The 24,916-nt window shown below is 35.1% G+C and carries 25 protein-coding genes and 1 riboswitch; of the genes, 16 read left to right on the plus strand and 9 right to left on the minus strand.

Going from position 1 to position 24,916, the window contains the following annotated elements:
- Positions 1-88 precede the first annotated feature (88 nt).
- Complete coding sequence (locus ADJ83_RS20255; RefSeq protein ID WP_031538705.1) at positions 89-652, plus strand: hypothetical protein; 564 nt, start codon at positions 89-91, stop codon at positions 650-652.
- A gap of 325 nt (positions 653-977) precedes the next feature.
- Here the strand turns inward: ADJ83_RS20255 and ADJ83_RS20260 are convergent, their stop codons facing one another.
- The gene (locus ADJ83_RS20260) at positions 978-1,763 is read right to left on the minus strand and encodes a GNAT family N-acetyltransferase (protein ID WP_031538706.1); all 786 of its coding nucleotides are present in this window, start codon (positions 1,761-1,763) and stop codon (positions 978-980) included.
- Positions 1,764-1,921: 158 nt separating this feature from the next.
- On the opposite strand from ADJ83_RS20260, the gene ADJ83_RS25750 reads away from it, so the two are divergent.
- Entirely contained in the window at positions 1,922-2,062 is a 141-nt protein-coding gene (locus tag ADJ83_RS25750) for a hypothetical protein (RefSeq protein ID WP_155986766.1), read from the plus strand.
- A 206-nt stretch (positions 2,063-2,268) separates the two neighbouring features.
- On the opposite strand, the gene metH is transcribed toward ADJ83_RS25750, so the two are convergent.
- The 5 genes from metH to ADJ83_RS20290 form a co-directional block, all read right to left on the minus strand.
- Positions 2,269-5,724: a methionine synthase gene (gene metH / locus ADJ83_RS20270; protein ID WP_031538709.1), complete on the minus strand. Its 3,456-nt coding sequence runs from the start codon at positions 5,722-5,724 to the stop codon at positions 2,269-2,271.
- Complete coding sequence (locus ADJ83_RS20275; protein ID WP_031538711.1) at positions 5,702-7,573, minus strand: bifunctional homocysteine S-methyltransferase/methylenetetrahydrofolate reductase; 1,872 nt, start codon at positions 7,571-7,573, stop codon at positions 5,702-5,704. The genes metH and ADJ83_RS20275 overlap by 23 nt, the downstream gene beginning before the upstream one ends.
- A gap of 12 nt (positions 7,574-7,585) precedes the next feature.
- Entirely contained in the window at positions 7,586-8,755 is a 1,170-nt protein-coding gene (gene metC / locus ADJ83_RS20280; protein ID WP_031538713.1) for a cystathionine beta-lyase, read from the minus strand.
- Complete coding sequence (locus ADJ83_RS20285; RefSeq protein WP_031538715.1) at positions 8,752-9,873, minus strand: methionine biosynthesis PLP-dependent protein; 1,122 nt, start codon at positions 9,871-9,873, stop codon at positions 8,752-8,754. The genes metC and ADJ83_RS20285 overlap by 4 nt, the downstream gene beginning before the upstream one ends.
- A gap of 134 nt (positions 9,874-10,007) precedes the next feature.
- Positions 10,008-10,123, minus strand: a riboswitch (SAM riboswitch).
- Positions 10,124-10,237: 114 nt separating this feature from the next.
- A complete protein-coding gene (locus tag ADJ83_RS20290) occupies positions 10,238-10,420 on the minus strand; it encodes an H-type small acid-soluble spore protein (protein ID WP_031538716.1) in 183 nt (60 codons plus the stop codon).
- 381 nt (positions 10,421-10,801) lie between these two features.
- Here ADJ83_RS20290 and ADJ83_RS26610 point away from each other — a divergent pair, with 381 nt between their 5' ends.
- The 10 genes from ADJ83_RS26610 to ADJ83_RS20335 all read left to right on the plus strand — a co-directional run bounded on the left by ADJ83_RS26610 (position 10,802) and on the right by ADJ83_RS20335 (position 19,532).
- On the plus strand, positions 10,802-10,924 hold the full coding sequence (locus ADJ83_RS26610) for a hypothetical protein (RefSeq protein WP_268817820.1): 123 nt from the start codon (positions 10,802-10,804) through the stop codon (positions 10,922-10,924).
- A gap of 153 nt (positions 10,925-11,077) precedes the next feature.
- Positions 11,078-11,761 carry a response regulator transcription factor gene (locus ADJ83_RS20295; protein ID WP_031538717.1) on the plus strand — a complete coding sequence of 228 codons (684 nt, stop codon included), beginning with the start codon at positions 11,078-11,080 and terminating at the stop codon, positions 11,759-11,761.
- Positions 11,758-13,149, plus strand: coding sequence for a HAMP domain-containing sensor histidine kinase (locus tag ADJ83_RS20300; RefSeq protein ID WP_031538719.1), 1,392 nt, complete (start codon positions 11,758-11,760; stop codon positions 13,147-13,149). Before ADJ83_RS20295 ends, ADJ83_RS20300 begins: the two co-directional genes overlap by 4 nt.
- A gap of 299 nt (positions 13,150-13,448) precedes the next feature.
- The gene (sucA, locus tag ADJ83_RS20305; protein ID WP_031538720.1) at positions 13,449-16,271 is read left to right on the plus strand and encodes a 2-oxoglutarate dehydrogenase E1 component; all 2,823 of its coding nucleotides are present in this window, start codon (positions 13,449-13,451) and stop codon (positions 16,269-16,271) included.
- Positions 16,272-16,290: 19 nt separating this feature from the next.
- A complete protein-coding gene (odhB, locus tag ADJ83_RS20310; RefSeq protein ID WP_031538722.1) occupies positions 16,291-17,553 on the plus strand; it encodes a 2-oxoglutarate dehydrogenase complex dihydrolipoyllysine-residue succinyltransferase in 1,263 nt (420 codons plus the stop codon).
- A gap of 107 nt (positions 17,554-17,660) precedes the next feature.
- The gene (locus ADJ83_RS20315) at positions 17,661-18,074 is read left to right on the plus strand and encodes a gamma-glutamylcyclotransferase family protein (protein WP_031538724.1); all 414 of its coding nucleotides are present in this window, start codon (positions 17,661-17,663) and stop codon (positions 18,072-18,074) included.
- A 79-nt stretch (positions 18,075-18,153) separates the two neighbouring features.
- Positions 18,154-18,354, plus strand: coding sequence for a hypothetical protein (locus ADJ83_RS20320; protein ID WP_031538726.1), 201 nt, complete (start codon positions 18,154-18,156; stop codon positions 18,352-18,354).
- Between the two features lie 71 nt (positions 18,355-18,425).
- Positions 18,426-18,629: a DUF6501 family protein gene (locus ADJ83_RS20325; RefSeq protein WP_031538728.1), complete on the plus strand. Its 204-nt coding sequence runs from the start codon at positions 18,426-18,428 to the stop codon at positions 18,627-18,629.
- A 167-nt stretch (positions 18,630-18,796) separates the two neighbouring features.
- Entirely contained in the window at positions 18,797-19,177 is a 381-nt protein-coding gene (locus tag ADJ83_RS20330) for a fluoride efflux transporter FluC (protein WP_031538730.1), read from the plus strand.
- Entirely contained in the window at positions 19,170-19,532 is a 363-nt protein-coding gene (locus ADJ83_RS20335; RefSeq protein WP_031538732.1) for a fluoride efflux transporter FluC, read from the plus strand. The genes ADJ83_RS20330 and ADJ83_RS20335 overlap by 8 nt, the downstream gene beginning before the upstream one ends.
- A gap of 77 nt (positions 19,533-19,609) precedes the next feature.
- Here the strand turns inward: ADJ83_RS20335 and yidC are convergent, their stop codons facing one another.
- Positions 19,610-20,398, minus strand: coding sequence for a membrane protein insertase YidC (gene yidC, locus ADJ83_RS20340; RefSeq protein ID WP_031538734.1), 789 nt, complete (start codon positions 20,396-20,398; stop codon positions 19,610-19,612).
- 29 nt (positions 20,399-20,427) lie between these two features.
- Positions 20,428-20,724, minus strand: a complete 297-nt coding sequence (locus ADJ83_RS20345) for a hypothetical protein (RefSeq protein ID WP_031538735.1) — start codon at positions 20,722-20,724, stop codon at positions 20,428-20,430.
- Positions 20,725-21,154: 430 nt separating this feature from the next.
- On the opposite strand from ADJ83_RS20345, the gene ADJ83_RS20350 reads away from it, so the two are divergent.
- The 4 genes from ADJ83_RS20350 to ADJ83_RS25755 all read left to right on the plus strand — a co-directional run bounded on the left by ADJ83_RS20350 (position 21,155) and on the right by ADJ83_RS25755 (position 24,362).
- On the plus strand, positions 21,155-21,694 hold the full coding sequence (locus ADJ83_RS20350; protein ID WP_031538736.1) for a cysteine hydrolase family protein: 540 nt from the start codon (positions 21,155-21,157) through the stop codon (positions 21,692-21,694).
- A gap of 27 nt (positions 21,695-21,721) precedes the next feature.
- A complete protein-coding gene (locus ADJ83_RS20355) occupies positions 21,722-23,182 on the plus strand; it encodes a nicotinate phosphoribosyltransferase (protein WP_031538738.1) in 1,461 nt (486 codons plus the stop codon).
- 12 nt (positions 23,183-23,194) lie between these two features.
- The gene (gene nadE / locus ADJ83_RS20360) at positions 23,195-24,019 is read left to right on the plus strand and encodes an ammonia-dependent NAD(+) synthetase (RefSeq protein WP_031538740.1); all 825 of its coding nucleotides are present in this window, start codon (positions 23,195-23,197) and stop codon (positions 24,017-24,019) included.
- A 190-nt stretch (positions 24,020-24,209) separates the two neighbouring features.
- Positions 24,210-24,362 (plus strand): hypothetical protein, encoded by a 153-nt coding sequence (locus ADJ83_RS25755; RefSeq protein WP_155986767.1) that lies wholly within the window; start codon positions 24,210-24,212, stop codon positions 24,360-24,362.
- Positions 24,363-24,656: 294 nt separating this feature from the next.
- Here the strand turns inward: ADJ83_RS25755 and ADJ83_RS20365 are convergent.
- Positions 24,657-24,916: IS3 family transposase (locus ADJ83_RS20365; protein ID WP_048717499.1), on the minus strand; the 260-nt coding region annotated here is incomplete at its 5' end.

Consider the following 24,916-nt stretch of genomic DNA (forward strand, 5'->3'; position numbering starts at 1 on the left):
CTAGCTGTGGAATATTATTGGATATTGCTTTAAGATAAAGAGACAAACAGTTATCAATACATCGATTTAAATAGTGGAGGAAAAACGGATGAATACTTTGTATGAAAAAATAATTGATGTTTTGCAGCTTAATGGACCAACAACCCTTTCCGTCATTTATAATGAATTAAATCGCTATTTAGGAGAGGATGATACACCGATTTCAATGTCCTCCATTAAGTCTGTCCTTTCTCGCAAGAAAGACTTATTCGAGGTTTGTGATGATATTGTATCGATTCATCCAGATAAAGAAATTACAAAATTAATTGTTGAATATAAGGTTAATCAAGAACACTCTTTTAGTATTCATATCGATTTTGACCTTCACAATTATTTAATTCAAGAATGGAGTCAATTTCCAATTGTCATTCCACCAGTTTTTAATAAAATCGAGCCATACGAATACGATGCTTTAAAGATGGAATTATATCGATTGAAAATTTGGAATTGGGAAGAAGAGCTCTTGGGAATTGATTCAGTTAAATGTACAGTTCGGTTAGTTACTGTAAATGCCTCTTACACTGTTGATTTAGTAAATATACAATCAAAAGAATGGAGACATTTACAGAAAATCATTTCCCTTTTTACAGATTTAGAATTGCTGCTTAAGTAGTGGAGATAAGCATATCAGTGGGGAAATTGATGTTCTTATTTTTATAAAAGGCTGTTTTCTAAAGGATTATTGTTTTTTCAATAGGAAAAAAAGAATTAGTTGGAAACAATTAGCAGCCGGAATACATGAAGAATCCTGTGGGATTAGCGAGACAGTCTGAGACCCCGGAGGCTTAAGCTTAGCCCCACGGAAAGCGAAGTKTATTCCGGCTGCGGGTAATCGCAACAAACTTTACGAAAACAGCCTTATAAAATTAATAGGAAATTACTGAGAAATCCCTTTTGCTTTTTAACATCAGCAAAAGGGATTTGTTGTTATTTATAATTTAACGATACATCGTCCATAATCCAATATCTTCAAATCCGATTTTTTTATAAATCTTTCCTGCCTCTGGATTGTCATAAAACAAGCAGACATATTGTTTTTCAGCTAATACATCATTAATAAGTGCTGTCATTAACTTACTAGCATACCCATTATTCCGATAATCTTTGTGTGTGCATACACCGACTATCATTGCCGATTGGGAATTTTCGGCTGTAGTTGAAACAGTTGAAATAATATTTCCTCTATCATTTTCAAGAAAATATGTGCGTCCGGTTTTAAATTCAATTGCTTTTTTTAACATTTCTTTTGTTTCATCTGTCGTGCTAAATTCATCGATGGAATGCTGTAATGCTACAATTCTGTCAATATCAACAATCGTTGCGTTTTTGATTGTTTCGGTTGCTTGTAATTCTCTTTTTGTTCCACATTGTGCAAAATATGTGACTCTTTTCTTTCCTAATGTAATGTTAGGGTGATTTTCAAATTTCTCCACTAACTCAGCTTTACCAGACAAGGTAACAGGCTTGTTATTAGAATACATAATTGTAGCAAAGCCGTTTACATCAAAATTGTCCTTATCTTGACAATAAAATATATAGCTTTCAAAGTATTTTAGCAGAACTGCAGTTACTTCCCCATTTTTAAATTCTCCCCAAAGCTTTTGGAATGTTGCATGGTAGCCGAACGCTTCAATATCGCCAATAATAAATAGATTGATTGAAGGATTCTGGAACAAAAATTCCATGACAATGGAATGATCTTTCTCTGTAAGTTCTCGAATCATTTATGTAACCTTCTTTCTGTCTATAAAATAATTATTTGTAAGTTTACCATAATATTTAGAATTTAAATAGAGTTAAGAATTGTTTTATTAATGATTTTGTAAAGAGATTGGATAGTATTGCTTGGATGAGGGAAGGAAAGTGGCGTCAAGAGGGGGGGATGAAAACTACATTAGCAGTAGAAGCGTGGAAAGTGGTGTTCATTAGGGAGATGAACACCATATTAGCAGTAGGAGTCAAAGAAAATGGCGTTCATCCGCAAGATGAAAACCAAAACCGCAACAATACCAACATAAACTAATATTAAAAACAAGCGATAAAATCCACATGCAAATAAACCAACGAATATAACATCCACATCAAAAAAATTACAACTCCAAAGATATATTCTAAAAAGGGAGTTTAAAAAAGTCTAGACAAAACACAAATAAAAACCAGCTGAAACAACAATATCAGCTGGTTTTCATTACCGATCATATCAAATAAAGAAAAGGTCATTCTACTAAATTACAGTGAACTAGATAATACATTAAAATATCTTGCATCTGGATGGGCAAATACCATTGCAGAAACAGATGCTTCTGGTTCCATCATACATTCCTCCGATAAAGTAATGCCAATATCCTCTGGAGAAAGTAGTCCAAATAATTTTTTTTGGTCTTCTAGTTCAGGGCATGCTGGGTATCCAAATGAAAATCGTTGCCCTTGATATTTCGCAGCAAAGCGTTCCTTCATCGTAAAGGTTGCTGGATCAGGGAATCCCCATCTATCTCTAATTTGGCGATGAATTAATTCTGCCAGACCTTCTGCTGTTTCTAAGGCTAGTGATTGTAGGGCATGGGATTCAAGAAATCTTCCATCCCGCTTTAATTGTTCTGCTGCTTCTCGTATTCCTGTGCCAGCTGTAACTGCAAAAAAGGCAACATAGTCCATCATTCCGCTTTCGACTGGCTTTAGATAGTCTGCGAGACAAAGATATGGTTCTCTTTCTTGTCTTGGAAAGTCAAAGGTTTCCAATAGCTTAGATGCATTCTCTGGATCATAAATATATATTTTATTTCCATCCGATTGAGCAGGATAGAAGCGGTAAATGGCTTTAGGATATATCCAGTTATTTTGTTCTGCTTCCTGTAAAAGCTGTTCAATCATATTGTTTAGTTGGACCGCTCTTTCATCTTTAGCAGAGAGTAGCATTTCTACTTTTCCTTTTAAACCTAGATGGTGTCCTAGCAGCATTTGTTTATTAATATATGGTTTAATATGCCCAAGTGTATAATTGGTTAATAAATGCCTTTTGGTATCCTGTGGTATGAAGATAGGCGCATTTTGATTTATTGTTTTTCTTTTTATGCCTGTGATAATAGGTTTTACAGGGTCCTTGATTGGCTTTGTTAAAAGTGCTTGTTTTTTTCTGTTATGTTCTTCTTTAAGTAAAAGCACTTCTTCATTATTTGTAAGTTGATTTGCAAGTGAGAGTCCATTCATGGCATCTTTTGCATAAAGTACTAATCCATCATATTCCCTTGTAATTTTCGTATCAGTAAATTTTCTTGATAAAGCAGCCCCGCCGACTAATATAGGGATATCTATTCCTGCTTGTTTCATATCGGCTGCTGTTAAAACCATCTGCTGGGCTGATTTTACAAGGAGACCAGATAAACCAACAATGTTTGGCTTTTCCTTTTTAATTGCAGAAACTAACTCTGCTGGTGGAACTTTTATACCTAGATCAATGACATCATAGCCGTTATTTGAGAGAATAATATCGACAAGATTTTTCCCAATATCGTGAACATCTCCTTTTACGGTGGCTAAGATAACTTTACCTTTCGTTGAGGTTGAAACGTTTTTGTCCATATAGCCTTCTAAAAAAGAAACAGATGCTTTCATTACTTCTGCACTTTGGAGAACTTCTGCCACAATTAACTGATTATCATTAAACAAGCGACCGACTTCTTTCATTCCGTTCATTAGCGGTCCATTAATAATATCTAATGGTGCACTATAGTTGTTTAGCGCAATTGCCAAATCATCTAGTAAACCTTCCTTTGTTCCTTCCACGACATAATAAGCCAATCGTTCATCTAATGTTAAATGTTCTAGTGAATTAACCTTTTCTTTTTTCTTATCCCGATAGAAATCGGTAAAAACTGCTAATGTTTCATCTGTTGTTTCAAATAATAGCTTTTCAGCTAACTCAATTTCTTCTTTACTAATGGACGCGAATCTTTCTAGCTTTTCCGTATTGACGATGGCGTAATCTAGACCAGCTTGCGTACAGTGATAAAGAAAGACGCTATTTAGTATTTCTCGGCCAACAGGAGGGAGACCAAAGGAAACATTGCTTATTCCAAGAATCGTTTGAACATCTGGACAAGCTTCTTTAATTTGTTTGATTCCTTCTACAGTAGCTTTAGCAGAACCAATATATTGTTCATCGCCAGTACCTACAGGGAAAACAAGGGGGTCAAAAATAATATCCTGGCCATTTATCTTATATTTGTTCGTTAATAATTCATAAGAGCGTTTTGCTACTTCTAACTTTTTTTCCACTGTTACTCCCATTCCATCTTCATCGATTGTTCCTACAACAACAGAGGCACCATATTTGTGGATGAGAGGGGCAATGGCTTGAAATCTTTCTTCCCCATCTTCTAGGTTAATACTATTAATAATTGCCTTACCTTGTGAATAGGAGAGGGCTTTTTCAATTACTTTTTCATCAGTTGAGTCGATGACAAGAGGCACCTTCACTTTTTTTACAACCTCTTTCATAAAAAGCTCCATATCCTCCAGTTCATCTCTATCAGGATCTGCTAAACATATATCGATAACATGTGCTCCGCCCTTAACTTGGGCTCTTGCAATTTCTGATGCTTCTTCAAATTTCGCTTCATTTATTAACCGCTTAAATTTCCGGGAACCGATGACATTTGTACGTTCTCCAACCATTATCGGTCTTAATGTAGGGTCATCATAAATGAATGGCTCAATTCCAGAAACCATATGATAGTTTGTTTCCGCTACTTTCCGAGGGGAAATCTCCTTCATTTTTTCCGATATTGCTCGAATATGCTCTGGCGTTGTCCCACAGCAACCACCGACGATGTTTAGCCAGCCTTCTTTTGCAAAACCGCTTAATTTATTCGCAAGAGAGGATGCTGTTTCATGATAATGTCCTTCTTCATCCGGTAAGCCGGCATTAGGATAGCAGCTTACGGCATACTTTGAAAGACCAGAAAGAGAGCGGATATGATCCTGCATAAACTCCGGCCCTGTCGCACAATTTAATCCGATTGCAATTGGATTCATATGTTCAACAGAAATGTAAAAAGCTTCGATAGACTGGCCAGCTAGGGTTGTTCCCATTGGTTCAATTGTGCCTGAGATCATTAACGGTAGTTCTTTTCCTGTCTTTGAAAAGGCCTGCTTAATTCCGAGAAAGCCAGCTTTTACATTTAACATATCCTGACTTGTTTCTAGGAGGAGAATATCTACGCCTCCATCAATAAGACCAGTTGCTTGTTCTTCATATGATGCGATAAGCTCATCAAATGTAGTGCCACCAGTAACACTTAATGTTTTGGTTGTAGGTCCCATTGCACCTGCGACAAACCTCGGCCAATCGGGAGTTGAATATTTCAAAGCAGCATCTTTGGCGAGTTTTGCTGCAGTTATGTTCAGTTTGTAAGCAAGATGTCCTAGATGATATTCATCTAGGACAAGTTTAGTTGCGCCAAATGTATTTGTTTCAATAATATCAGCGCCAGCCTCAAGATATGCTTCATGAATTTTGGAAATGATTTCTGGTCTTGTTAATGTTAGATTTTCATTACAACCTTCTAATTCCTCGCCACCAAAATCGGAAGCTGTTAAATCCTCTTGTTGGAGCATTGTGCCCATTGCGCCGTCCATAATCATGATTTTTTGTTTGAGTTTGTCAGCTAATGATATTTGTTGCATCACATTTCCTCCTAGTTGCAGCAGTTCGTAACTTAGTATAGCGAGCCAATTCGACTGAAAGCTCATATCGTAAAAAAGGCGTTATTAAATAGATACCGTTAAAGAAGGTGGATGCAGTATCAATTAGCGACTTTGTAATAGTTAAACCTTCTTGTGTTGCTTTTTCTGGATTGTCTTTTAAATTTGCCATTGCCTGACGAATCGAATCCTCTATTTTTATACCAGGTACTTCATTGTGAAGAAATTCGGCATTATTGCTGCTCGTCAAAGGCATTAAGCCGATATAAATTGGTATATCAATATGTTTAGTAGCTTCATATAACTCAACTATTTTTTCTTCTGAATAAATTGGCTGTGTAATAATATAATCAGCTCCGCAGGCAATTTTCTTCTCGAGTCTTTTAACAGCCTTATCCACTTGGCGAACATTTGGATTAAATGCCGCAGAGACAGAAAAAGCTGTCTTTTGTCCTAAGTTTTTTCCAGAGAATGAGAGACCTTCATTTAACTGCTTGATCATCGAAATTAAATCAAAAGATGTCATATCATAAACGGAAGAAGCACCTGGAAAATCGCCAACTCTTGCAGGATCGCCTGTAATTGCTAAGACATCATGAAGGCCAAGTGTATGTAATCCCATTAAATGAGACTGCAATCCAATCATATTCCGATCCCGGCAAGCAATGTGAATAAGGGGACGTAGGCCAATATTCTGCTTTACTAATGTACCGATTGCTGTATTGGAAATACGAGCAGATGCTAAACTATTGTCTGCAAGCGTAATGGCGTCAATGCCTTCTTCTTTTAATTTTTTTGCTCCTTCAAAAAAACGTGTTGTATCTAATTTTCTTGGCGGATCTAATTCTACAATGACCGAAGCTCTTTCCTTTACAATTTCCTCCAAGGGTGTGAATTCCCGTGGGGGAGGGGAGTGAAGGACAATAGAATCTACCATAGCTTTGTTAGATGTAACAGGTTTATCTGTAATAGGGGAAGCATTTTTCAATACTTCCGCGAAGTTTTTTATATGTTCAGGTGTTGTTCCACAACATCCTCCCAATAGCCGAACCCCTTGTTTACGGAACTCTTCAGCTGATTTTCTGAAATATTCCGCATTGTCCTTATATTCGAATTTTCCGTCAATATAAGTTGGTAAACTAGCATTTGGATATGCTGATAAATAGGCATCCTTTGGCAGTGGAATCTGCTCGAGTGATGCAATCATATGGTGTGGGCCCAATCTGCAATTTAGCCCAATGACATCTGCTCCTAAACCTTCTAATCTCTCAAAGGCATTCTTTAGTGGCGACTGATTTTGCAACACGCCGATTTCATGTATGGAGACCTGCGCTATGACTGGAAGGTCTGTTTCTTTTTTTGTAATTTGTAATACTGTTTCTAATTCTTCCATATCATAAAATGTTTCTAAGAGAATACCATCGACACCTTCTAGAAGTAAACAATAAAGCTGTTCTCGAAAACTTCGCTTTAATTCTTCTAAGCTAATGGCTTGAGGCTTCATTCCTCTATTTCCGCCAATTGTGCCTAAAACACTCACATTCTTATCTTTTGAAGATTGTTTGGCAATTTTAACGGCAGTACTGTTTATTTCCTTTACGCTATCCTCAAGCCCATATCTTTGTAACTTTAAATAGTTGGCAGCATATGAATTTGTTTGAATAATATCTGCACCTGCATGGATATATGCTTGATGAACCTGTTCAATTTGTTCTCGATGAGAAATATTTAATGCTTCGAAGCAAGTATCCTTTCCGTAAGAATAGAGGAGGGTACCCATAGCACCGTCCGCTATTAAAATTTCGCTTTTTAGTCGATCAAGAAAACTCATCATATTCCTCCATTAAATATAATGTAGCTCCGCTGTTTTTTTCAATGCAGCCTCAAAGTCATTGATTAAGTCTTGAGGATTTTCTAGTCCAACGGAAAGGCGAAGAAGAGCATCTGTAATTCCACGTTCTGCCCGAGCAGCAGGATCCATTGCCGCGTGAGACATTTTTGCAGGATACGAAAGAATTGATTCGACTGCACCGAGACTTACAGCAAAAACCGGTAGTTTCACATTTTCAACAAATGTCCGCATTGCTTCTTCTGAATGTAACTCAAAGGAAAATACAGCACCTGGATTTGACGCTTGTTTTCGCTGGATGGCATATTGTGGATGGTCTTCAAATCCAGGATAATGTACTTTTTTGATTAAAGGATGATTTCGTAAATGCTCTGCAATAATTCGAGCACCATCACTTGAATGCTTCATGCGGACATGTAAAGTCTTGATTCCTCTAAGCAGTAACCAGCAATCCTGTACACCAAGAACAGCACCAAAGGAATTTTGCAAATAGCCAATTTGTTTGGCAAGGGATGGATCCTTTACAACTGCAACGCCGGCAATAACATCACTATGTCCAGACAAGAATTTAGTTGCACTATGTAAGACGACATCAGCTCCAAGTGTTAATGGCTTTTGTAGGGCTGGTGTTAAAAAGGTATTATCAACGAATGTCCACGCATTGTACTTTTTTGCTAGAAGGCTAATTGCCTCAATATCTGTAACCTTTAACAACGGATTAGAAGGAGTTTCTACATAGAAAACTTTTGTATTTGGTAAAACCGCTGCTTCAACAGCTTCTAAATTTGTCATATCAACAAAGGTATGGTCTATGCCAAAGCGATTTAACACAGTTGTAACCATACGATAAGTACCGCCATAAACATCTTCCGAAATCACAACATGGTCACCTTGTGATAATAAGAGGAAGGCAGTTGAAATAGCAGCCATTCCAGAAGAAAAGGCAAATCCATGTGTACCATCCTCTAATTCTGCTACGACTTCTTCTAGGGCTTCCCTTGTTGGGTTCAAACTTCTGCTATAATCATATTTGCCAAATTCATCTATATCCTTTTGATGGAAGGTAGAAGCGTGCTGAATTGGCACGCTAACGGCTCCTGTTTCTGGATCGAATTTATGCTTATTATGAAGTAGTTTCGTTTCAAATGTATATGGTGTGCTCATATTGTTACCTCCTTGGCAATTCCCTTTGCAATGGAAAATGCTTTATCCAAATCTTTTATTAAGTCATTTACATTTTCAATACCTACAGAAAAACGCAATAGCTGGTTATCAACACCTGTTTCTAATCTTACTTCTAATGGAATATCAGCATGGGTTTGTGTAGCTGGATAGGTAATAAAGCTTTCCACACCACCTAAACTTTCTGCAAAAGAGATGAGAGTTAAATTTTGCAGAAATGGATTTACCCAAGATTCGTTTTGAATTCTAAATGAGATCATTCCACCTCGACCAGGATAGAGAACATCTACAACAGCTTCGTGTTCTTGAAGGAAGGAAGAGAGTGTTTTTGCATTTTCTTCATGTTTCTCCATTCTTAACGCTAATGTTTTCATTCCTCTCATTAATAACCAAGAATCAAAGGGACTTAAAACAGCACCAGCGGAATTATGATGTAAAAAAAGCTCCTTACAAAGTGCTTCTCCTTTAGCTACAATAAGACCTGCAAGGACATCGTTATGACCGCCCAAATACTTTGTCGCACTATGGATGACGATATCAGCTCCTAAGCGAATCGGCTGTTGGATAATAGGAGTATAAAAAGTATTATCTACAATAAGTAAAATATCGTTTTCTTTTGCAATGGAAGCAACTTCAGAAATATCCGTTTGCTCCATTAAAGGATTAGTAGGAGTTTCAAGGAAGATCGCTTTTGTATTAGGGGATATTGCCGCACGCAGGGCATTTGTATCTGAGGTATTGACGTAAGTACATCGCAGACCCCATTTTTTATAGCCTTGTTCTAGCAGTCTGTATGTTCCTCCATATAAATCTTTGGAAATAATCCACTCATCACCACTTTGGAAAAGAGAAAGGATTGTTTGAATGGCAGCCATTCCTGAACTACAAGCGAATCCTTGATCTCCTTCTTCTAAATCAGCAATCGCTCTTTCTAAAATTTCTCTAGTTGGATTTCCAGTACGAGTATAATCGTAGCCAGTTGACTCTCCAATACCGGCATGACGATAAGCGGTGGAAAAATAGACAGGTGGATTTACCGCACCCGTTGTTGTTTCACTGCGATTTCCAATTTGTGCTAACTTCGTTTCTAAATTATACATTCTATAACTCTCCTATTCTTTTATGTGGATTTTTTATGTAATAAGTACGTACCAAGAAAGAATAGAAGAAAAAATCCATAAAAAAAGTCTCCTTCGTTTATAAGAAGAAGACTTTGATTATTTATTGGTCCTTCTTCTTATCTTTCAAGCCATTATGCTTGATGGAATTAGCACCTTTTCAGTATTTTGTAGGGTACTGAAGGTTGCTGAGGTTTCTTCGGGCCATTCCCTCTACCTCTCTTGATAAGAATTACTTATGTAATTGTTTCTTAATTTACTATATATTTTAAAAGTTAGCAACAATTATTTTTTATTTCTGAAAAGAATCTTTATTCTTCTTATTTTAAATAAGCGGAAAATAAAGTTATATTTCTTCAATAAGCTGATATACATCTACATCTAATTCATAATCAGGATTGGCTTTCGTATATATTCTTGCTTTTTTCGTTTTCTCATCAACGTTTTGAATGATTATCTTTTCTCCCTGATAACTAACATCCACAATATCCGCCGCATTCATAATTTCAATCGCACGTCCAATATTCATTGTGAAACCTCCTAAACTTCCTAATAATACTTTCATCTTAAATAATAAATTAAAACAATAGACATACGAGTTTAAAAAAAACCTATTTTCTTATGCTATTTTTTCCAAATTATTCTAAAGAACGAATAATACTTTCTTTATAATGGCTAAATTTCTAAAATTTTATGCCCGATTTTTTCTTCTCATCATATTTTAATGTTTCTTTCATGCCTTTTTACAAAAAGAGGTATACCATTTGTTTTATTCACTTAAGCACATTGAAAAATATGTTTATATTATCAACAGAAGTAATATAGTTGCTTAATTATCCCATTGCAATGGGTAAATAGGAAATATCCTTATTGCATTAAGCAAAAATTTCATTAAAAGGAGAGATGAAACATGAATTTTCTTCGCATCGCAATGATCGTATTTAGTTCCATAACTGCTGCGTCTTTATTTGGCTTTCAATTTGTTGAAATAGCGCACGCAATTATGGATTCTATGTTTTCAAAAGAAAATTAAATGTCGTAAACAATTTTTGTATATCAAGCTTCTAACATGATAAAATAACGATATCTTTAGGTAAGTTAAAGCTGTTTTGTTGAAATTTTTTTCTCCCAAATTTCAACATTACGCTTATAACGATACCTATGTACATATAGAGAGCGTGGTATGATGAAAAAAATTTTGATAATTGAAGACGAAAAAAATCTTTCGAGATTTATTGAATTAGAATTAACGTATGAAGGTTACAAAACAGAGGTTTGTTCAGATGGTAGAAGCGGTCTTCAAAAGGCATTAGAGGAAGATTGGGATATCATTTTATTAGATCTTATGCTGCCAGAATTAAATGGAATTGAGGTATGCAGAAGACTCCGCCAAACAAAAAACACCCCTATATTAATGATAACTGCACGAGATAGTGTTCTAGATAGAGTATCTGGATTAGATAGTGGCGCAGACGATTATTTAATTAAACCATTTGCTATTGAAGAGCTACTTGCAAGACTCCGTGCGTTGTTTCGCAGAATTGATCCACAAAGTAATTCTTCCAATAAAGTAGTGACAAAGCTAACATACAAAGACATTACGCTTGAGGTGGAGTCGCATATTGCCAAAAAAGGCGAAGCACTTCTATCCTTAACGAAAAGAGAGTATGATTTACTTTATATGTTTATGACCAATATAAATATCGTTTTATCTAGAGATAAATTATTAGAAAAGATATGGGGATATGAATCAGAAGTAGAAACAAATGTGATTGATGTATATGTAAGATATTTAAGAAATAAGCTTGATCCATCTGGACAAGAAGTATATATAGAAACGGTCAGAGGAATAGGATATGTGATGAGATGAAATTTATAAAAAAAGTGTCTCTTTTACCTTGGAAGTGGAAATTAACACTAGCATTATCTGTTAGCATTTTTTTAACTTATTCTATTTTTTCTTTTTTTGAGTTCCATACTGTTTCTTCTTGGTTATTAAATCAGGAAGAAACAGATATGAAGCAAGCGATGGAGCAAGTCGTCCAACAGCTGAATATAAAGGAAAGAGATCTTACAGAAGAAGAACTGACAGATAATATTGCTTTATTGGAGAAATTAAATAATAACAATCAGCTTATTCGTGTATTGGATGATGATGGACATGCCATCCTTTCTGATATGAATGGTGATTTCCCCATCATTGAACCTAATCAGATATACAATGATGAGCAATTTCATTATATTTCTATTGGTGAGCAGAACTCAATAGTATACAGTAAGGAATTAAAGCTGCCATCATTTAAAGGAAGAGTTGAAATCATAAGATCTCTGCAATCATTAGATAAGGTTCGTGAACATTTACGTTTTGCCATGATGTTGTTTACAATTGCTGCGTTATTAATAAGTGGACTTATTGGGTACTTTATTTCCTATTTATTATTAAGACCTGTCAACTCCATGACAAAAACCATGAAAAAAATTAAGAATACTGGCTTTAAAGAAAGAATGCCTGTTTATCGTCAAAAAGATGAAATATCCGATTTAACGATTATTTTTAATGAGATGATGGATGTGATTGAACAGTCCTTTCAGCAACAAAAACAATTTATTGAAGACGCTTCCCATGAGCTGAGAACACCAGTTTCTGTGCTAGAGGGACATCTTTCTATGCTAAATAGATGGGGAAAAAATAATAAAGACATTTTAGAAGAGTCCCTTGTGGCATCTACCGAGGAAGTAACTAGATTAAAAAAATTGATCATCAGCTTATTAGACTTATCGAGATTAGAACAAAATAGAGGAGAATCCGATTTAACGCCGGAAAGAGTAAAGTTGGTTTTAGAACACACAATCCGTGATTTTACAATGCTCCATCAGGATTTTACCTTTCAAATGAAGCTTGATTCCCTTCATCTTTATAAAGTGTCTGAACAGCATTTACAGCAAATCATTACAATTTTAATGGATAATGCGGTGAAATATTCTTTTCAAGAAAAAAATATTTTTCTTCATACGTATGAAACAGACCACCATTTTGTTCTAGAGATTAGTGATCAAGGAATTGGTATCCCGAAAGAAGACATTGATAAAGTATTTGATCGGTTTTATCGTGTAGATAAAGCCCGAAGCAGAGAGCAGGGCGGAACAGGTCTTGGATTGGCTATAGCTAAGAAAATTGTAGAATTGTATAAAGGAACGATAACGATTAAAAGTAAAGTTGGACAAGGGACAAAAGTCATGGTTCGATTTCATATATAGAAGAAAAGGAAGTTCTACCGTGTAAAATACGTGGTTTGAACTTCCTTTTTTCCTTTGTCATGTAATGATGAAAGCCGCATAAGATTACTAGTAAGATTGTTTTTTTTGCCAAGATAGGAGCGGCAAAAAATATTTTTAATTTTTTTACTATAAAAATGTGTAAAACTTTTGAAGCTGTAATTAAACCATGATAGAATAGTAATGTAAACGTTTTAAAAAAGTTTTTTTAATAAAAGGTGTATTGTGCAATAACAAAGGGAAGATAAAAATGATATTAAAAGTGGTGGAGGGAAATTTTCATGGAGAAGCCATCTGGTGGTACAGTCTCATACCAACCAAAGTTTTACGGGCCCAATTTAGGGCTTGTAATGGAGCTTTATGAGCAATATGTTCAAGATCCGAATTCAGTTGATGAAGAAATGAAAAAGCACTTCGATCAATGGGGTCCCCCGATTGATCATCAAGAACAAACTAGCACAAATCATTTATCTTTACAATCCGAGGTTCAAGTTGAGAAAATTATTGCAGCGGTTACATTAGTAAATAAGATAAGGGCTTATGGACATTTAGCCGCAGATATCTACCCTTTAAAGGACCATAAAAGAGAATATGATTTATTTGAACTATCGCGCTTTAATCTTACAAAAGAAGATTTAGTAAAAATTCCAGCCTCTTTAATTTGTCCAGACGCACCAAAGCATGTATTTAATGGCTTTGAGGCTGTTCAGTATTTAAAAGATATTTATATGAAGACGATTGCGTTTGAATACTATCATGTTAATGATATTAAAGAAAAGAATTGGCTGCAGGCAAAAGTGGAGTCTGGAAGCCTAAAGCCTGCGTGTCATAAGGAATTAAAAAAGAAATTATTAAAAAGAGTAATTGAAGTAGAGGAATTTGAGAGTTTTTTACATAGAACGTATGTAGGGCAAAAGAGATTTTCTATTGAAGGTCTTGATGCAATGGTACCGTTGATTGATGAGATTATTTCAAAATCAGTGATCAATGGTGCACAAAATATTAATATAGGAATGGCACACAGAGGTCGATTAAATGTTTTGGCACATGTTTTAGAAAAGCCATATGAAATGATTTTTTCTGAATTTCAGCATGCTCCAAATAAGCAATTAGTTCCTTCTGAAGGATCCATCGGAATCAGTTTTGGATGGACAGGAGATGTTAAGTATCATTTAGGCTTAGATCGCCAAATTAAAGCGAATAATGTGTCGAATGTCCGTTTAACACTTGCTAATAATCCGAGTCATCTCGAGTTTGTTGGTGCAGTTGTAGAGGGCTTCACACGTGCTTCACAGGATGATAGAACGAAACCAGGATTTCCAGAAGAAGATTCAAACAAATCTTTAGCTATCTTAATTCATGGGGATGCAGCATTTCCAGGGCAAGGGATTGTTTCTGAGACATTAAATCTTACAGGATTAAAGGGATATCGAACTGGAGGTACCATTCATATCATTGCCAATAATACCATTGGCTTTACGACCGAATCGAGTGATTCTAGATCTACTCGCTATGCAAGTGATTTAGCAAAAGGGTTCGAAATACCGATTATTCATGTCAATGCAGATGATCCAGAGGCTTGTATTAAAGCTGCGAAGCTCGCATGTGAATATAGAGCAAAATTTAAAAAGGATTTCTTAATCGATTTAATTGGCTATAGAAGATACGGGCATAATGAAATGGATGAACCAATGACAACAAATCCATTAATGTACAAGTTAATCCATGAACATCCTACTATTACAAAGCTGTATGGTGAAAAACTAGTCACAGAAAATATTATGCAAGAAACGGAAGTTCAAGCTATCAAGGATGAAGTGATTGGAAAATTAAAAGAAGCACATGAACGAGTGCCGAAACAGCATGAGGATCCAATCATTACAAATCCACCTAATTCAGTGGAACGACAATTACCACAAATAAACACAGCTGTTTCGATTGAACAACTGAAACATATTAATAATGAATTGCTTTCTTATCCTCCTCCATTTCAAATTTTTGATAAATTAGGAAAAGTATTAAAACGAAGAAATGATGCGTTAGAGGGAAATGGCAAAATTGATTGGTCTTTAGCAGAAACATTAGCATTTGCTACGATTTTGGAGGATGGGACACCTATTCGTTTATCTGGTCAAGATTCGGAACGTGGTACTTTCGCTCATCGTAATATTATCCTACATGACTATCAGACAGGAGAGCAGTATTCACCATTACATACCTTATCAACTGCAAAGGCATCGTTCGCTGTTCATAATAGTCCATTGTCAGAAGGTTCCGTCTTAGGATTTGAGTACGGTTACAATGTTCATGCACCAGAAACGCTTGTGTTATGGGAAGCACAATTTGGCGACTTTGCAAATGCGGCTCAAGTAATGTTTGACCAATTTATTGCAGCAGGCAGAGCGAAATGGGGACAAAAATCCGGTCTAGTTATGCTTTTGCCACATGGATATGAAGGGCAGGGTCCAGAGCATTCCAGTGCAAGACTAGAAAGATTCCTAATTTTAGCAGCAGAAAACAACTGGACAGTGGCAAATTTATCATCATCAGCTCAATATTTTCATATTTTAAGAAGACAGGCAGCTATTCTAAAAAAAGAAGAAGTTCGCCCACTAGTTATTATGACACCAAAAAGCTTGTTGCGTAATCCAGATGTTGCTTCAAATAGTTTAGAATTCAGTGATGGAGCTTTCCAATCTATTTTGGAAGTAGAGGATGGATTGGAAAATCAAAAAGCTGTTACTCGATTAGTTCTGTCAACAGGGAAAGTTTCCATTGATTTATATAAAGCATATCAGAATCTTGAAAACGCGAATGCCATTCATCTTGCAAGAGTAGAAGAAATTTACCCATTCCCGGAAGAAAGACTAGCAGAAATTATTCAGCGTTTTCCTCATTTAAAAGAAATTGTATGGGTGCAAGAGGAACCAAAAAATATGGGGGCATGGAGCTTTATGGAACCAAGAATTAGAAAGCTGATTCCAAATTCTGTTTCCTTGCAATATGTTGGTAGAAGAAGAAGATCAAGTCCTGCTGAAGGGGATCCAAATGTTCATCGTAAAGATCAAGCAAGAATTGTAAATGAAGCATTGACAATGGAATGAATTGAGGGGGAAAAATAAAATGGCAGAGATTAAGGTACCAGAATTAGCTGAATCCATTACAGAGGGAACAGTAGCACAATGGTTGAAGAAAACAGGGGAGTACGTAGAAAAGGGAGATTATATTGTTGAACTAGAAACAGATAAAGTAAATGTGGAAATTATTTCGGAAGAAAGTGGCATTATTCAAGAATTAAAAGCAAGTGAAGGAGACACTGTCCAAGTTGGGGAAACAATTGCGATTGTAAATGCACAAGGGGCAGCAGCTGAACAACCAAAAGCAGTAGAAGTAGTAGAAGAAAAGCAAGTTGCAGAGGAAATAACAGAAGCTCCACAAGCAGAACAGCCTAAGGTACAAGAAGATTTATCGGGTACGAAACAACTTCCGATTGCTTCTCCAGCAGCTCGCAAATTGGCACGTGAGCGAGGAATTGATTTAGCTGCTGTAAAAACAAATGATCCGTTAGGAAGAGTTAGAGCACAAGATGTAGCAGCATTTGAGCAAAAGCAAGTTGAAGTTCCAGCAGCTCAGCCATCACAAGCTCCCAAAGCAGCTACATCCACTCCTGCCGCTGAAATGGATAACCGAGTAGAAAGAGTTAGAATGACAAGAAGAAGACAAACTATTGCTAATCGCCTATTAGAAGTAAAACAAAATACAGCAATGCTGACTACTTTTAATGAAGTAGATATGACAAATATTATGGCACTTAGAAATCGTCGGAAAGATACGTTCCAAAAAGAGAATGATGTGAAGCTCGGATTTATGTCTTTCTTTACAAAAGCTGTCGTAGCTGCTTTAAAGAAAGCGCCGCTACTAAATGCAGAAATTCAAGGCGATCAAATCGTATTGAAAAAATATTATGATATTGGTATTGCCGTTTCAACAGACGAAGGACTTGTTGTACCTGTATTAAGAGATGCGGACCGAAAAAACTTCGCAGAAATTGAAGGGGAAATTTTAGGTTTTGCTAGTAAAGCTAGAAATAATAAACTTTCCTTGAGCGATTTGCAAGGTGGTACATTTACCATTACTAACGGTGGTGTGTTCGGCTCCTTGTTATCTACTCCAATTCTTAATGGGCCACAGGTTGGAATACTCGGAATGCATAAAATTCAATTACGCCCTATCGCAATTGATGCAGAAAGAATGGAAAATCGTCCAATGATGTATCTTGCGCTTTCCTACGATCATCGAATTATCGATGGGAAGGAAGCCGTTACCTTCCTAGCCAGAATTAAAGCATTACTAGAGGATCCAGAATCTTTATTATTTGAAGCATAAGTAATGATTTAAATAGATACAAGTGGTTTTCACATAAGAAACCACCTGTATTCTTTTTATACTTGAATAATTTTTCATCTAAAATTTTAAAAAGAAAGGAGTAGATTATGAAAGACAATGACACCGTACTAGTTTTTGTATATGGCTCTTTGTTAAAGAATGAATTGAATCATTCTATGATGACAAATTATACATGTGTTGCTGAAGACGTTTGGATTTACGGGAGATTATATGATGCTAGCTTAGAATATCCTTTTTTAATCATAGATAATCATAAAAAAGTATATGGCGAATTATACGAAGTCCCAGTAGAAGAAGTATCTTTACTTGATGCATTTGAAGATTATGAGCCTGAAGGAAAGGATAATCTCTATGTACGGAAAGAAGTGACAGTATATAGGGACAATGAAACTTGGCAAGCATTTGTATATGTCTGTAATCAAGAAGAAATGCTGCAACAAGAAATAACAGAGGAAAGTTGGCGAGCATATAGAAACAAACAGTCAAAAAAATGTTTCTAACATAATAACTCTTTTGGTTTAATGGATACTCCTTCTGTGGTATAGATTATTATCGACATCATAGAAAGAAGGTCATAATATGTATATTCAAGAACATAATAATTTATATGTTATCAAGTATGATCATACATCCTATTATGCAATGGATTTCAAACGCTTAGATTGGATAAATGGCGTTTGCTATGTGACTTTTTTACAAGCATATACAGGAAAATGGTTTACTTTTGAAAGAAATAAGATTAAGTGGATGGTAAAGGAAAAAGAGAATTTAGTTTCATAATGAGAACATGTTGCACTATGTATCGGTTTCCCTTTATACTAGGATAGTACTAGAATGAAAGGAGCAAAGAAATGATACATCAAAATTGGGAAAATAAACAAACCATTAAAAGAGTAAAATGTATACATACCGATGCAAGCAAATACATTGTTAATAGAGTGTTAACTGTTGGAAAAGAATATGAAGTGAAAAACGAAACAGAGGAATTTTACTTTGTAGTTGATAATACCGGTAAAGTCGGCGGATTTTACAAGGATTACTTTCAAACAATATAAGAAGATTAGATGTCTTAAATGAGCAATTCAGTTATGAATAGGAGGACCAATTCGCTAATAGAATCCCTCTCCTTAAACATAACGAATATCATTTTAGAGACATCTTTTTTGTTTTTCATTACAACCCTTTTTATAATTTATATAATAGTCAAGAGGATGAATAAATCATGAGTTATTTTTATGTTGGGCTTGGTGGAGTAATTGGAAGTATATTAAGATATGTAGTTGGCCAAGTTCCTTTTCCGTATGAATTTCCCTTTCAGACAATGGTGATAAATACTATTGGTTCTTTTGTTTTAGGATGGTTCACCAGTGCAATTATCAAAAAACAAAAGATTAAATCAGTATATGCAACAGCGATTGGAACAGGAATGATTGGTTCTTTTACAACTTTATCCACACTTAGCATGGATGCTGTACAGTTAGTAGCTGTAGGGAATTATTTACTTGCAACATTTTACGTAGCTGGTAGTGCTGTATTCGGATTTATGTTTGCAGTTATAGGATTAAAATTGGGAGAAAGAAAGTGGAGTCGATCAAATGCTTAATAACCTTCTATTAATCGGGTTGGGGGCATTTCTTGGTGCCATCAGTCGATTTGCACTTATTAATGAATTGAAAAAAAGAATACAGTCAAGTATCCCTATTCCAACAATGATTGTAAATATTAGTGGATCGTTCCTATTAGGATTACTAGTGGGATTGAAGGTATATACAAGTATATATTTTATTATGGCAGTTGGTTTTTTGGGAGCATATACAACCTTTTCAACATTAGCAGTTGAAGCTGTAACATTAATGAGAGAAAAGAAAAATGGAGCTTTTTTCCTTTATTCTTTAGGAACCTTTTTTGGAGGGATTTTATTTTGTCTAGCAGGTTGGAAACTTGCTTTAATCTTATAAATAAGTCTTTCAAATAGGAAGAAAGAAAAAGGACAAATTTTACTAGAATAGCTTTCAGTAAAATTTGTCCTTTATCATTATTTCTCTGTAACTACTTTTGCGTTAATGGGTTGTGGAGGATATAGCTTTCTCCCTAACAAGGATTGAAAGGTTAGAAAGATACCGCCGACAGTCCAATAGAGCGGTAAAGCTGCAGGTGCATTTAAAGAAACCATAACGATCATGACAGGAGATAGTAATCCCATTATGCGCATTTGCTTTTTTTGTTCTTGTGTCATAGTACTTTGAGAAACTCTAAACTGCAGATAATAAACAATTCCTGCTAATGCAGTTAAAATAAGGTCAGATTGACCTAAATTAAACCATAAGAAAGAATGGCTAGCTATTTCATGAGAACCGCGGATTGCATAATAGAAACCCATTAAAATTGGCATTTGAATCAGCATAGGCAAACAACCGATATTTAAGGGATTAATATTATTCTTCTTGTATAAATCCATCATTTCCATTTGTAGTTTTTGCTGCTCTTTTTGATCTTTTGTGCTTTTGATTTTTTTCTGGATAGCATCCATTTCAGGTTTAATAAGTTCCATTTTTCCTTTCATATGCTGTTGGTTTTTATATTGCTTTAGCATTAATGGCATAAGGACTAAGCGGATCACTAATGTGATAAGAATAATCGCAAGACCATAGCTTCCAGCAAAGACATCAGCAGTCCCATGAATAATCGCTATGAAAGGTTCTACAAATACTTTATGGAAAAACCCATCATTATTTCCTGTTGTTGAAGATGAACATGCACTCAGTAAAATAGTTGAAAAACTTAACAGCATAATTAATAAAGTGTTTTTAGATAATTTTTTCAATGTAATTCCTCCAAATTGTTAGTTAAATATTAGATAACAATGGAGAAATTAGGTTTTTCAGGATCATCATGAGAACTCTCTATTCTTTTACGGATATTTTTAACAATCCAGTGCAAAATAGGAGTATTATATTTTTGAACATTCATATTTATTGTTGTGATTGAAACATCTAGCGACAATTTCTGTTCTGTCGCAAAGAATTCCTGTTGGATGGTAGTCTTTATATTCCAATCCCATAAGTATTTCAGTACTAGACCTACTAAAAATGTATAGTAAACCGTTTGATAACTAGGAAAAAATGTAAAGTCTAATAATAAATCAATCATTTATACACCTCATTATTAGTGAACAATAAAATTATATCGAAATCACCGTTGAAAAGCAATTTGCAACTGGGACTATAGTAGAATTTTAAAGAGATTATGAAATATTTATGACAATTTATTAGTAACACAAAAACAATGTGATTATTTACCATTTTATAAAAAGCGGAGGATTTCCTTTCAATAAAATCAGAAGAATTGAGTATTTACAATAGGAAAAAATAAAATGAATGGTATAATAAAGGATAGTTTAAATAAAACCGCGGATGTTTCATAAATTCGTTTATTACTGAACTTGATGTAATAGATGTAACTATTAAATAGTGCATCAACTATCAGCAATTATAAGATATACTCCCATTTGTTCAGATAAAACAAAATTTGCGAAATCATCTTATTTTATTATCATAAGTGGAAGATGAAGGGGGATTTAATGAAAGCTCTAATTAATATTGATTATACTTTTGACTTTGTAGAGGGCAATTTACCATGTGGGATACCTGGCATTGCGATAGAAAAAGAAATTGTGAGTATAACAGAGCGTTTTATCGAAAATGGAGATTATACGGTGTTTGCCATTGATTTGCATACATTAAATGATAATTATCATCCAGAATCTAAGCTTTTCCCACCTCATAATATAGCTGGAACCAAGGGAAGAGAGTTGTATGGAGCACTTCAAAAAACATATGAAAATAATAAAGAGTTAACCAATGTTTATTGGATCGATAAGACTAGATACAGTGCTTTTGCTGGCACAGACTTACATATTAAATTGCAAGAAAGGTCAATAAAAGATATCTATCTAGTTGGCGTTTGTACAGATATTTGTGTATTGCATACTGCTGTTGATGCTTATAATCATGGGTATAATATCCATATATATGAAAATGCCGTAGCAACATTTAATGAAATTGGCCATCAGTGGGCATTGGAGCACTTTAAAAATGTACTAGGAGCAAGGATCCTTTAGTCGTTTAAGGGTAGCAGGAGGATTATAATGAGTTTTAATTATGAAGATGACAGTTTAATGTTACATACCGATTTATACCAAATTAATATGGCAGAAACATACTGGGAAGATGGTATTGCAGAAAAGAATGCTGTCTTTGAAGTTTATTTTAGAAAATTACCATTTCATAATGGCTATGCCGTATTTGCAGGACTGGAGAGAGTTATTCAGTATTTAGAGAGTCTCCATTTTTCAGAAAATGATATTGACTATTTAAGACAAGAAGGGTTTAAAGAGGATTTTCTTGCTTATTTAAAGGATTTACAGTTTACTGGCAGCTTGCGTTCAGTTAAAGAAGGCGAAGTTGTTTTTGCAAATGAACCATTAATGAGAATAGAAGCACCTCTTGCGCAAGCACAAATCGTAGAAACAGCTATTTTAAATATTGTGAATTACCAAACATTGATTGCGACTAAAGCTTCAAGAATTAAAAATGTGATTGGTGATGAAATAGCAATGGAGTTTGGAAGCAGACGTGCCCATGAGTTAGATGCAGCCCTCTGGGGTACACGCGCTGCCTTTATTGGCGGTTTTAGTTCCACTTCGAATGTTAGAGCAGGGAAGCTATTTGGAATACCTATTTCTGGAACACATGCCCATTCCATGATTCAGGCATATCATGAAGAGTATATTGCTTTTCACAAATACGCAAGAAGACATAAGGACTGTGTGTTTTTAGTAGACACCTATGATACTTTGCGTTCTGGTGTGCCAACTGCAATTAAAGTGGCGAAAGAATTAGGAGAAAGCATTAATTTTCGCGGTGTTCGCTTAGACAGTGGAGACCTTGCTTACTTATCGAAAGAAGCAAGGAAAATGCTCGATGAAGCAGGTTTTACAGATGCAAAAATAGTTGCAAGTAATGATCTTGATGAATATACAATCATTAACTTAAAAGCACAAGGTGCAAAAATAGATATTTGGGGAATTGGCACGAAATTAATTACTGCATATGATCAACCAGCTCTTGGTGGTGTTTATAAACTTGTTTCGATAGAAGACGAGGATGGTACGATGCAAGATACGATAAAAATTAGTGGCAACCCAGAAAAAGTGACTACACCTGGGCTAAAAAGGGTATATCGAATTATAAACGATATAAATGGGAAGTCAGAAGGGGATTATATTTGTTTAGAATCGGAACATCCAGAAACGGAAGAGCGTTTAAAGATGTTCCATCCAACCCATACGTATATCAGTAAATTCGTTACGAATTTTACAGCTGTAGATATTCACCAAGATATATTTATAAATGGAAAATTAGTATATGATACGCCTGATATCTTTGCGATTCAAAAGTATTCACAGCAAAGCTTAGAAATACTATGGGATGAATATAAGCGTTCTTTAAATCCAGAAGAATACCCTGTAGATTTAAGCCCATTATGTTGGGAAAATAAAATGAATCTTTTAGAAAAAGTAAAGGTAACTATTCAAAATCGAAAATAAGGAGGAAAAATCATGAGTAGCTTACAACAAAAAATTATGAAGGATTTAAATGTCCAACCTGAAATTAATGCGAAAGAGGAAATTGAAAAAAGAGTCCAGTTTTTAAAGGATTATGCAAAAAAAGCGAAAGCGAAAGGCTTTGTCTTAGGAATAAGTGGTGGTCAAGATTCATCATTAGCTGGGAGATTAGCACAACTTGCAGTGGAACAATTACGTGAGGAAGGATATGACGCAACCTTTATTGCGGTAAGACTACCATATGGAGTTCAGGCAGATGAAGTAGATGCGATACGTGCATTAGAATTTATCAAAGCGGACAAAGAATATGTATTTAATGTAAAAACGCCGGTCGATGGTGTAAAAGAAGTATTTGATGGAATGAGTGAAACATCATTATCCGATTATCATAAAGGAAATGTAAAGGCTAGAATGCGTATGATTGCTCAATATGCAATTGGCGGCCAGGAGAATCTACTTGTTATTGGTACGGACCATGCAGCTGAAGCTGTTACAGGCTTCTTTACAAAATATGGTGATGGTGGTGCTGATATTCTACCTTTAACAGGCTTGTCTAAAAGACAAGGGAAGCAACTATTAAAAGAATTAAATGCAGAAGAAGCAATTTATCTAAAAGTTCCAACAGCTGATTTATTAGACAATAAACCGGGACAAGCTGATGAAACAGAGCTTGGAATAACTTACGATCAACTAGATGATTATTTAGAAGGAAAAGAAGTTAGTTCAGACGTTGCTGAAAAAATAGAAGCACGCTATTTAGTAACAGAGCATAAACGACAAGTTCCAGTTTCTATGTTTGACGAATGGTGGAAAGCATAATAGAAAAAACGAGGAGTCGAATATTTATTCGGTTCCTTTTTTTATAAAAAGCTAATTATCCTATTATTTCTTTATCAATATAAGAACTTTGCACAAGCATGTCCTTAGATTTAGCATATTCTATAATGAAAGTACAAAATATGTAAATATGATAATATATTGTACGAAAAAATCAAAAGGAGGGAAATAAATGTTTAAAATTTTTGGTTTTGATGTTGATTTTGTTTTTTTAAATATTCCTGTATCCTTTGAATATGAATTTAAGATAGGAAAAAAACACCATGGTAACCGACCGCAGCCACCATTTCCGCCCTATCCTCCATATGCAAACAGAGATGTTTAATTAGAGGAATAATAAAGAGGTATGGTTTGAACTGACCTAGCCAAATGAGACATATATAAAACACCTATCCATATTAAATTTAACACTTTTTCATTAATTTGATATTGGTTCTTTACTGGAAATAGTTCAGGCACTTTGTCACTTTACTTGGAGCCTCTGCGGGCATAGATTCTTTAGCCAGGAAGCCAGATATCTCAAAGAGAATCTGGCTTAGCCATAATAGGCTATCATGCCCGCATCTCCAAATAAAGTGCATGTCTTTTCTACATGCAAAGTGGATAACCCCGAAATCCTTTAAGCTGCCTTTAATCCAAATTCTATTGGAGTTAAGTAGCCTAATTTTGCTTGAATCCTACCCTCGTTGTAATGATGAATGTACCCATCTATTCTAGAAATAACTTCTAAATTAGCTAGGGTATTAAACTTACAATATTGGAATTCCTCTGTCTTTAAATTTGAATGAAATGATTCAATCACCGCATTGTCCCAACAGTTCCCTCGTCTGGACATACTACCTACTAAATGATGTTCCTTCAAATAATTTTGAAAAGTAT

Source organism: Bacillus sp. 522_BSPC (assembly GCF_001076885.1).
Taxonomy (GTDB): domain Bacteria; phylum Bacillota; class Bacilli; order Bacillales; family Cytobacillaceae; genus Niallia; species Niallia hominis.

What these genes read in the sequence shown, in the direction of transcription:
- nadE (WP_031538740.1), top strand. Translation starts at nt 23,195, where the DNA reads ATGAGTAGCTTACAACAAAAAATTATGAAGGATTTAAATGTCCAACCT.
- ADJ83_RS25750 (WP_155986766.1), top strand. Translation starts at nt 1,922, where the DNA reads ATGAAAACTACATTAGCAGTAGAAGCGTGGAAAGTGGTGTTCATTAGG.
- ADJ83_RS20325 (WP_031538728.1), top strand. Translation starts at nt 18,426, where the DNA reads ATGATACATCAAAATTGGGAAAATAAACAAACCATTAAAAGAGTAAAA.
- ADJ83_RS20350 (WP_031538736.1), top strand. Translation starts at nt 21,155, where the DNA reads ATGAAAGCTCTAATTAATATTGATTATACTTTTGACTTTGTAGAGGGC.
- ADJ83_RS20355 (WP_031538738.1), top strand. Translation starts at nt 21,722, where the DNA reads ATGAGTTTTAATTATGAAGATGACAGTTTAATGTTACATACCGATTTA.
- ADJ83_RS20285 (WP_031538715.1), bottom strand. Translation starts at nt 9,873, where the DNA reads ATGTATAATTTAGAAACGAAGTTAGCACAAATTGGAAATCGCAGTGAA.
- ADJ83_RS20255 (WP_031538705.1), top strand. Translation starts at nt 89, where the DNA reads ATGAATACTTTGTATGAAAAAATAATTGATGTTTTGCAGCTTAATGGA.
- ADJ83_RS20260 (WP_031538706.1), bottom strand. Translation starts at nt 1,763, where the DNA reads ATGATTCGAGAACTTACAGAGAAAGATCATTCCATTGTCATGGAATTT.
- ADJ83_RS20275 (WP_031538711.1), bottom strand. Translation starts at nt 7,573, where the DNA reads ATGAGTTTTCTTGATCGACTAAAAAGCGAAATTTTAATAGCGGACGGT.
- metH (WP_031538709.1), bottom strand. Translation starts at nt 5,724, where the DNA reads ATGCAACAAATATCATTAGCTGACAAACTCAAACAAAAAATCATGATT.
- ADJ83_RS20330 (WP_031538730.1), top strand. Translation starts at nt 18,797, where the DNA reads ATGAGTTATTTTTATGTTGGGCTTGGTGGAGTAATTGGAAGTATATTA.
- ADJ83_RS20335 (WP_031538732.1), top strand. Translation starts at nt 19,170, where the DNA reads ATGCTTAATAACCTTCTATTAATCGGGTTGGGGGCATTTCTTGGTGCC.
- odhB (WP_031538722.1), top strand. Translation starts at nt 16,291, where the DNA reads ATGGCAGAGATTAAGGTACCAGAATTAGCTGAATCCATTACAGAGGGA.
- sucA (WP_031538720.1), top strand. Translation starts at nt 13,449, where the DNA reads ATGGAGAAGCCATCTGGTGGTACAGTCTCATACCAACCAAAGTTTTAC.
- ADJ83_RS20300 (WP_031538719.1), top strand. Translation starts at nt 11,758, where the DNA reads ATGAAATTTATAAAAAAAGTGTCTCTTTTACCTTGGAAGTGGAAATTA.
- ADJ83_RS20295 (WP_031538717.1), top strand. Translation starts at nt 11,078, where the DNA reads ATGAAAAAAATTTTGATAATTGAAGACGAAAAAAATCTTTCGAGATTT.
- ADJ83_RS26610 (WP_268817820.1), top strand. Translation starts at nt 10,802, where the DNA reads ATGAATTTTCTTCGCATCGCAATGATCGTATTTAGTTCCATAACTGCT.
- ADJ83_RS25755 (WP_155986767.1), top strand. Translation starts at nt 24,210, where the DNA reads ATGTTTAAAATTTTTGGTTTTGATGTTGATTTTGTTTTTTTAAATATT.
- ADJ83_RS20315 (WP_031538724.1), top strand. Translation starts at nt 17,661, where the DNA reads ATGAAAGACAATGACACCGTACTAGTTTTTGTATATGGCTCTTTGTTA.
- ADJ83_RS20320 (WP_031538726.1), top strand. Translation starts at nt 18,154, where the DNA reads ATGTATATTCAAGAACATAATAATTTATATGTTATCAAGTATGATCAT.
- ADJ83_RS20290 (WP_031538716.1), bottom strand. Translation starts at nt 10,420, where the DNA reads ATGAATATTGGACGTGCGATTGAAATTATGAATGCGGCGGATATTGTG.
- ADJ83_RS20345 (WP_031538735.1), bottom strand. Translation starts at nt 20,724, where the DNA reads ATGATTGATTTATTATTAGACTTTACATTTTTTCCTAGTTATCAAACG.
- metC (WP_031538713.1), bottom strand. Translation starts at nt 8,755, where the DNA reads ATGAGCACACCATATACATTTGAAACGAAACTACTTCATAATAAGCAT.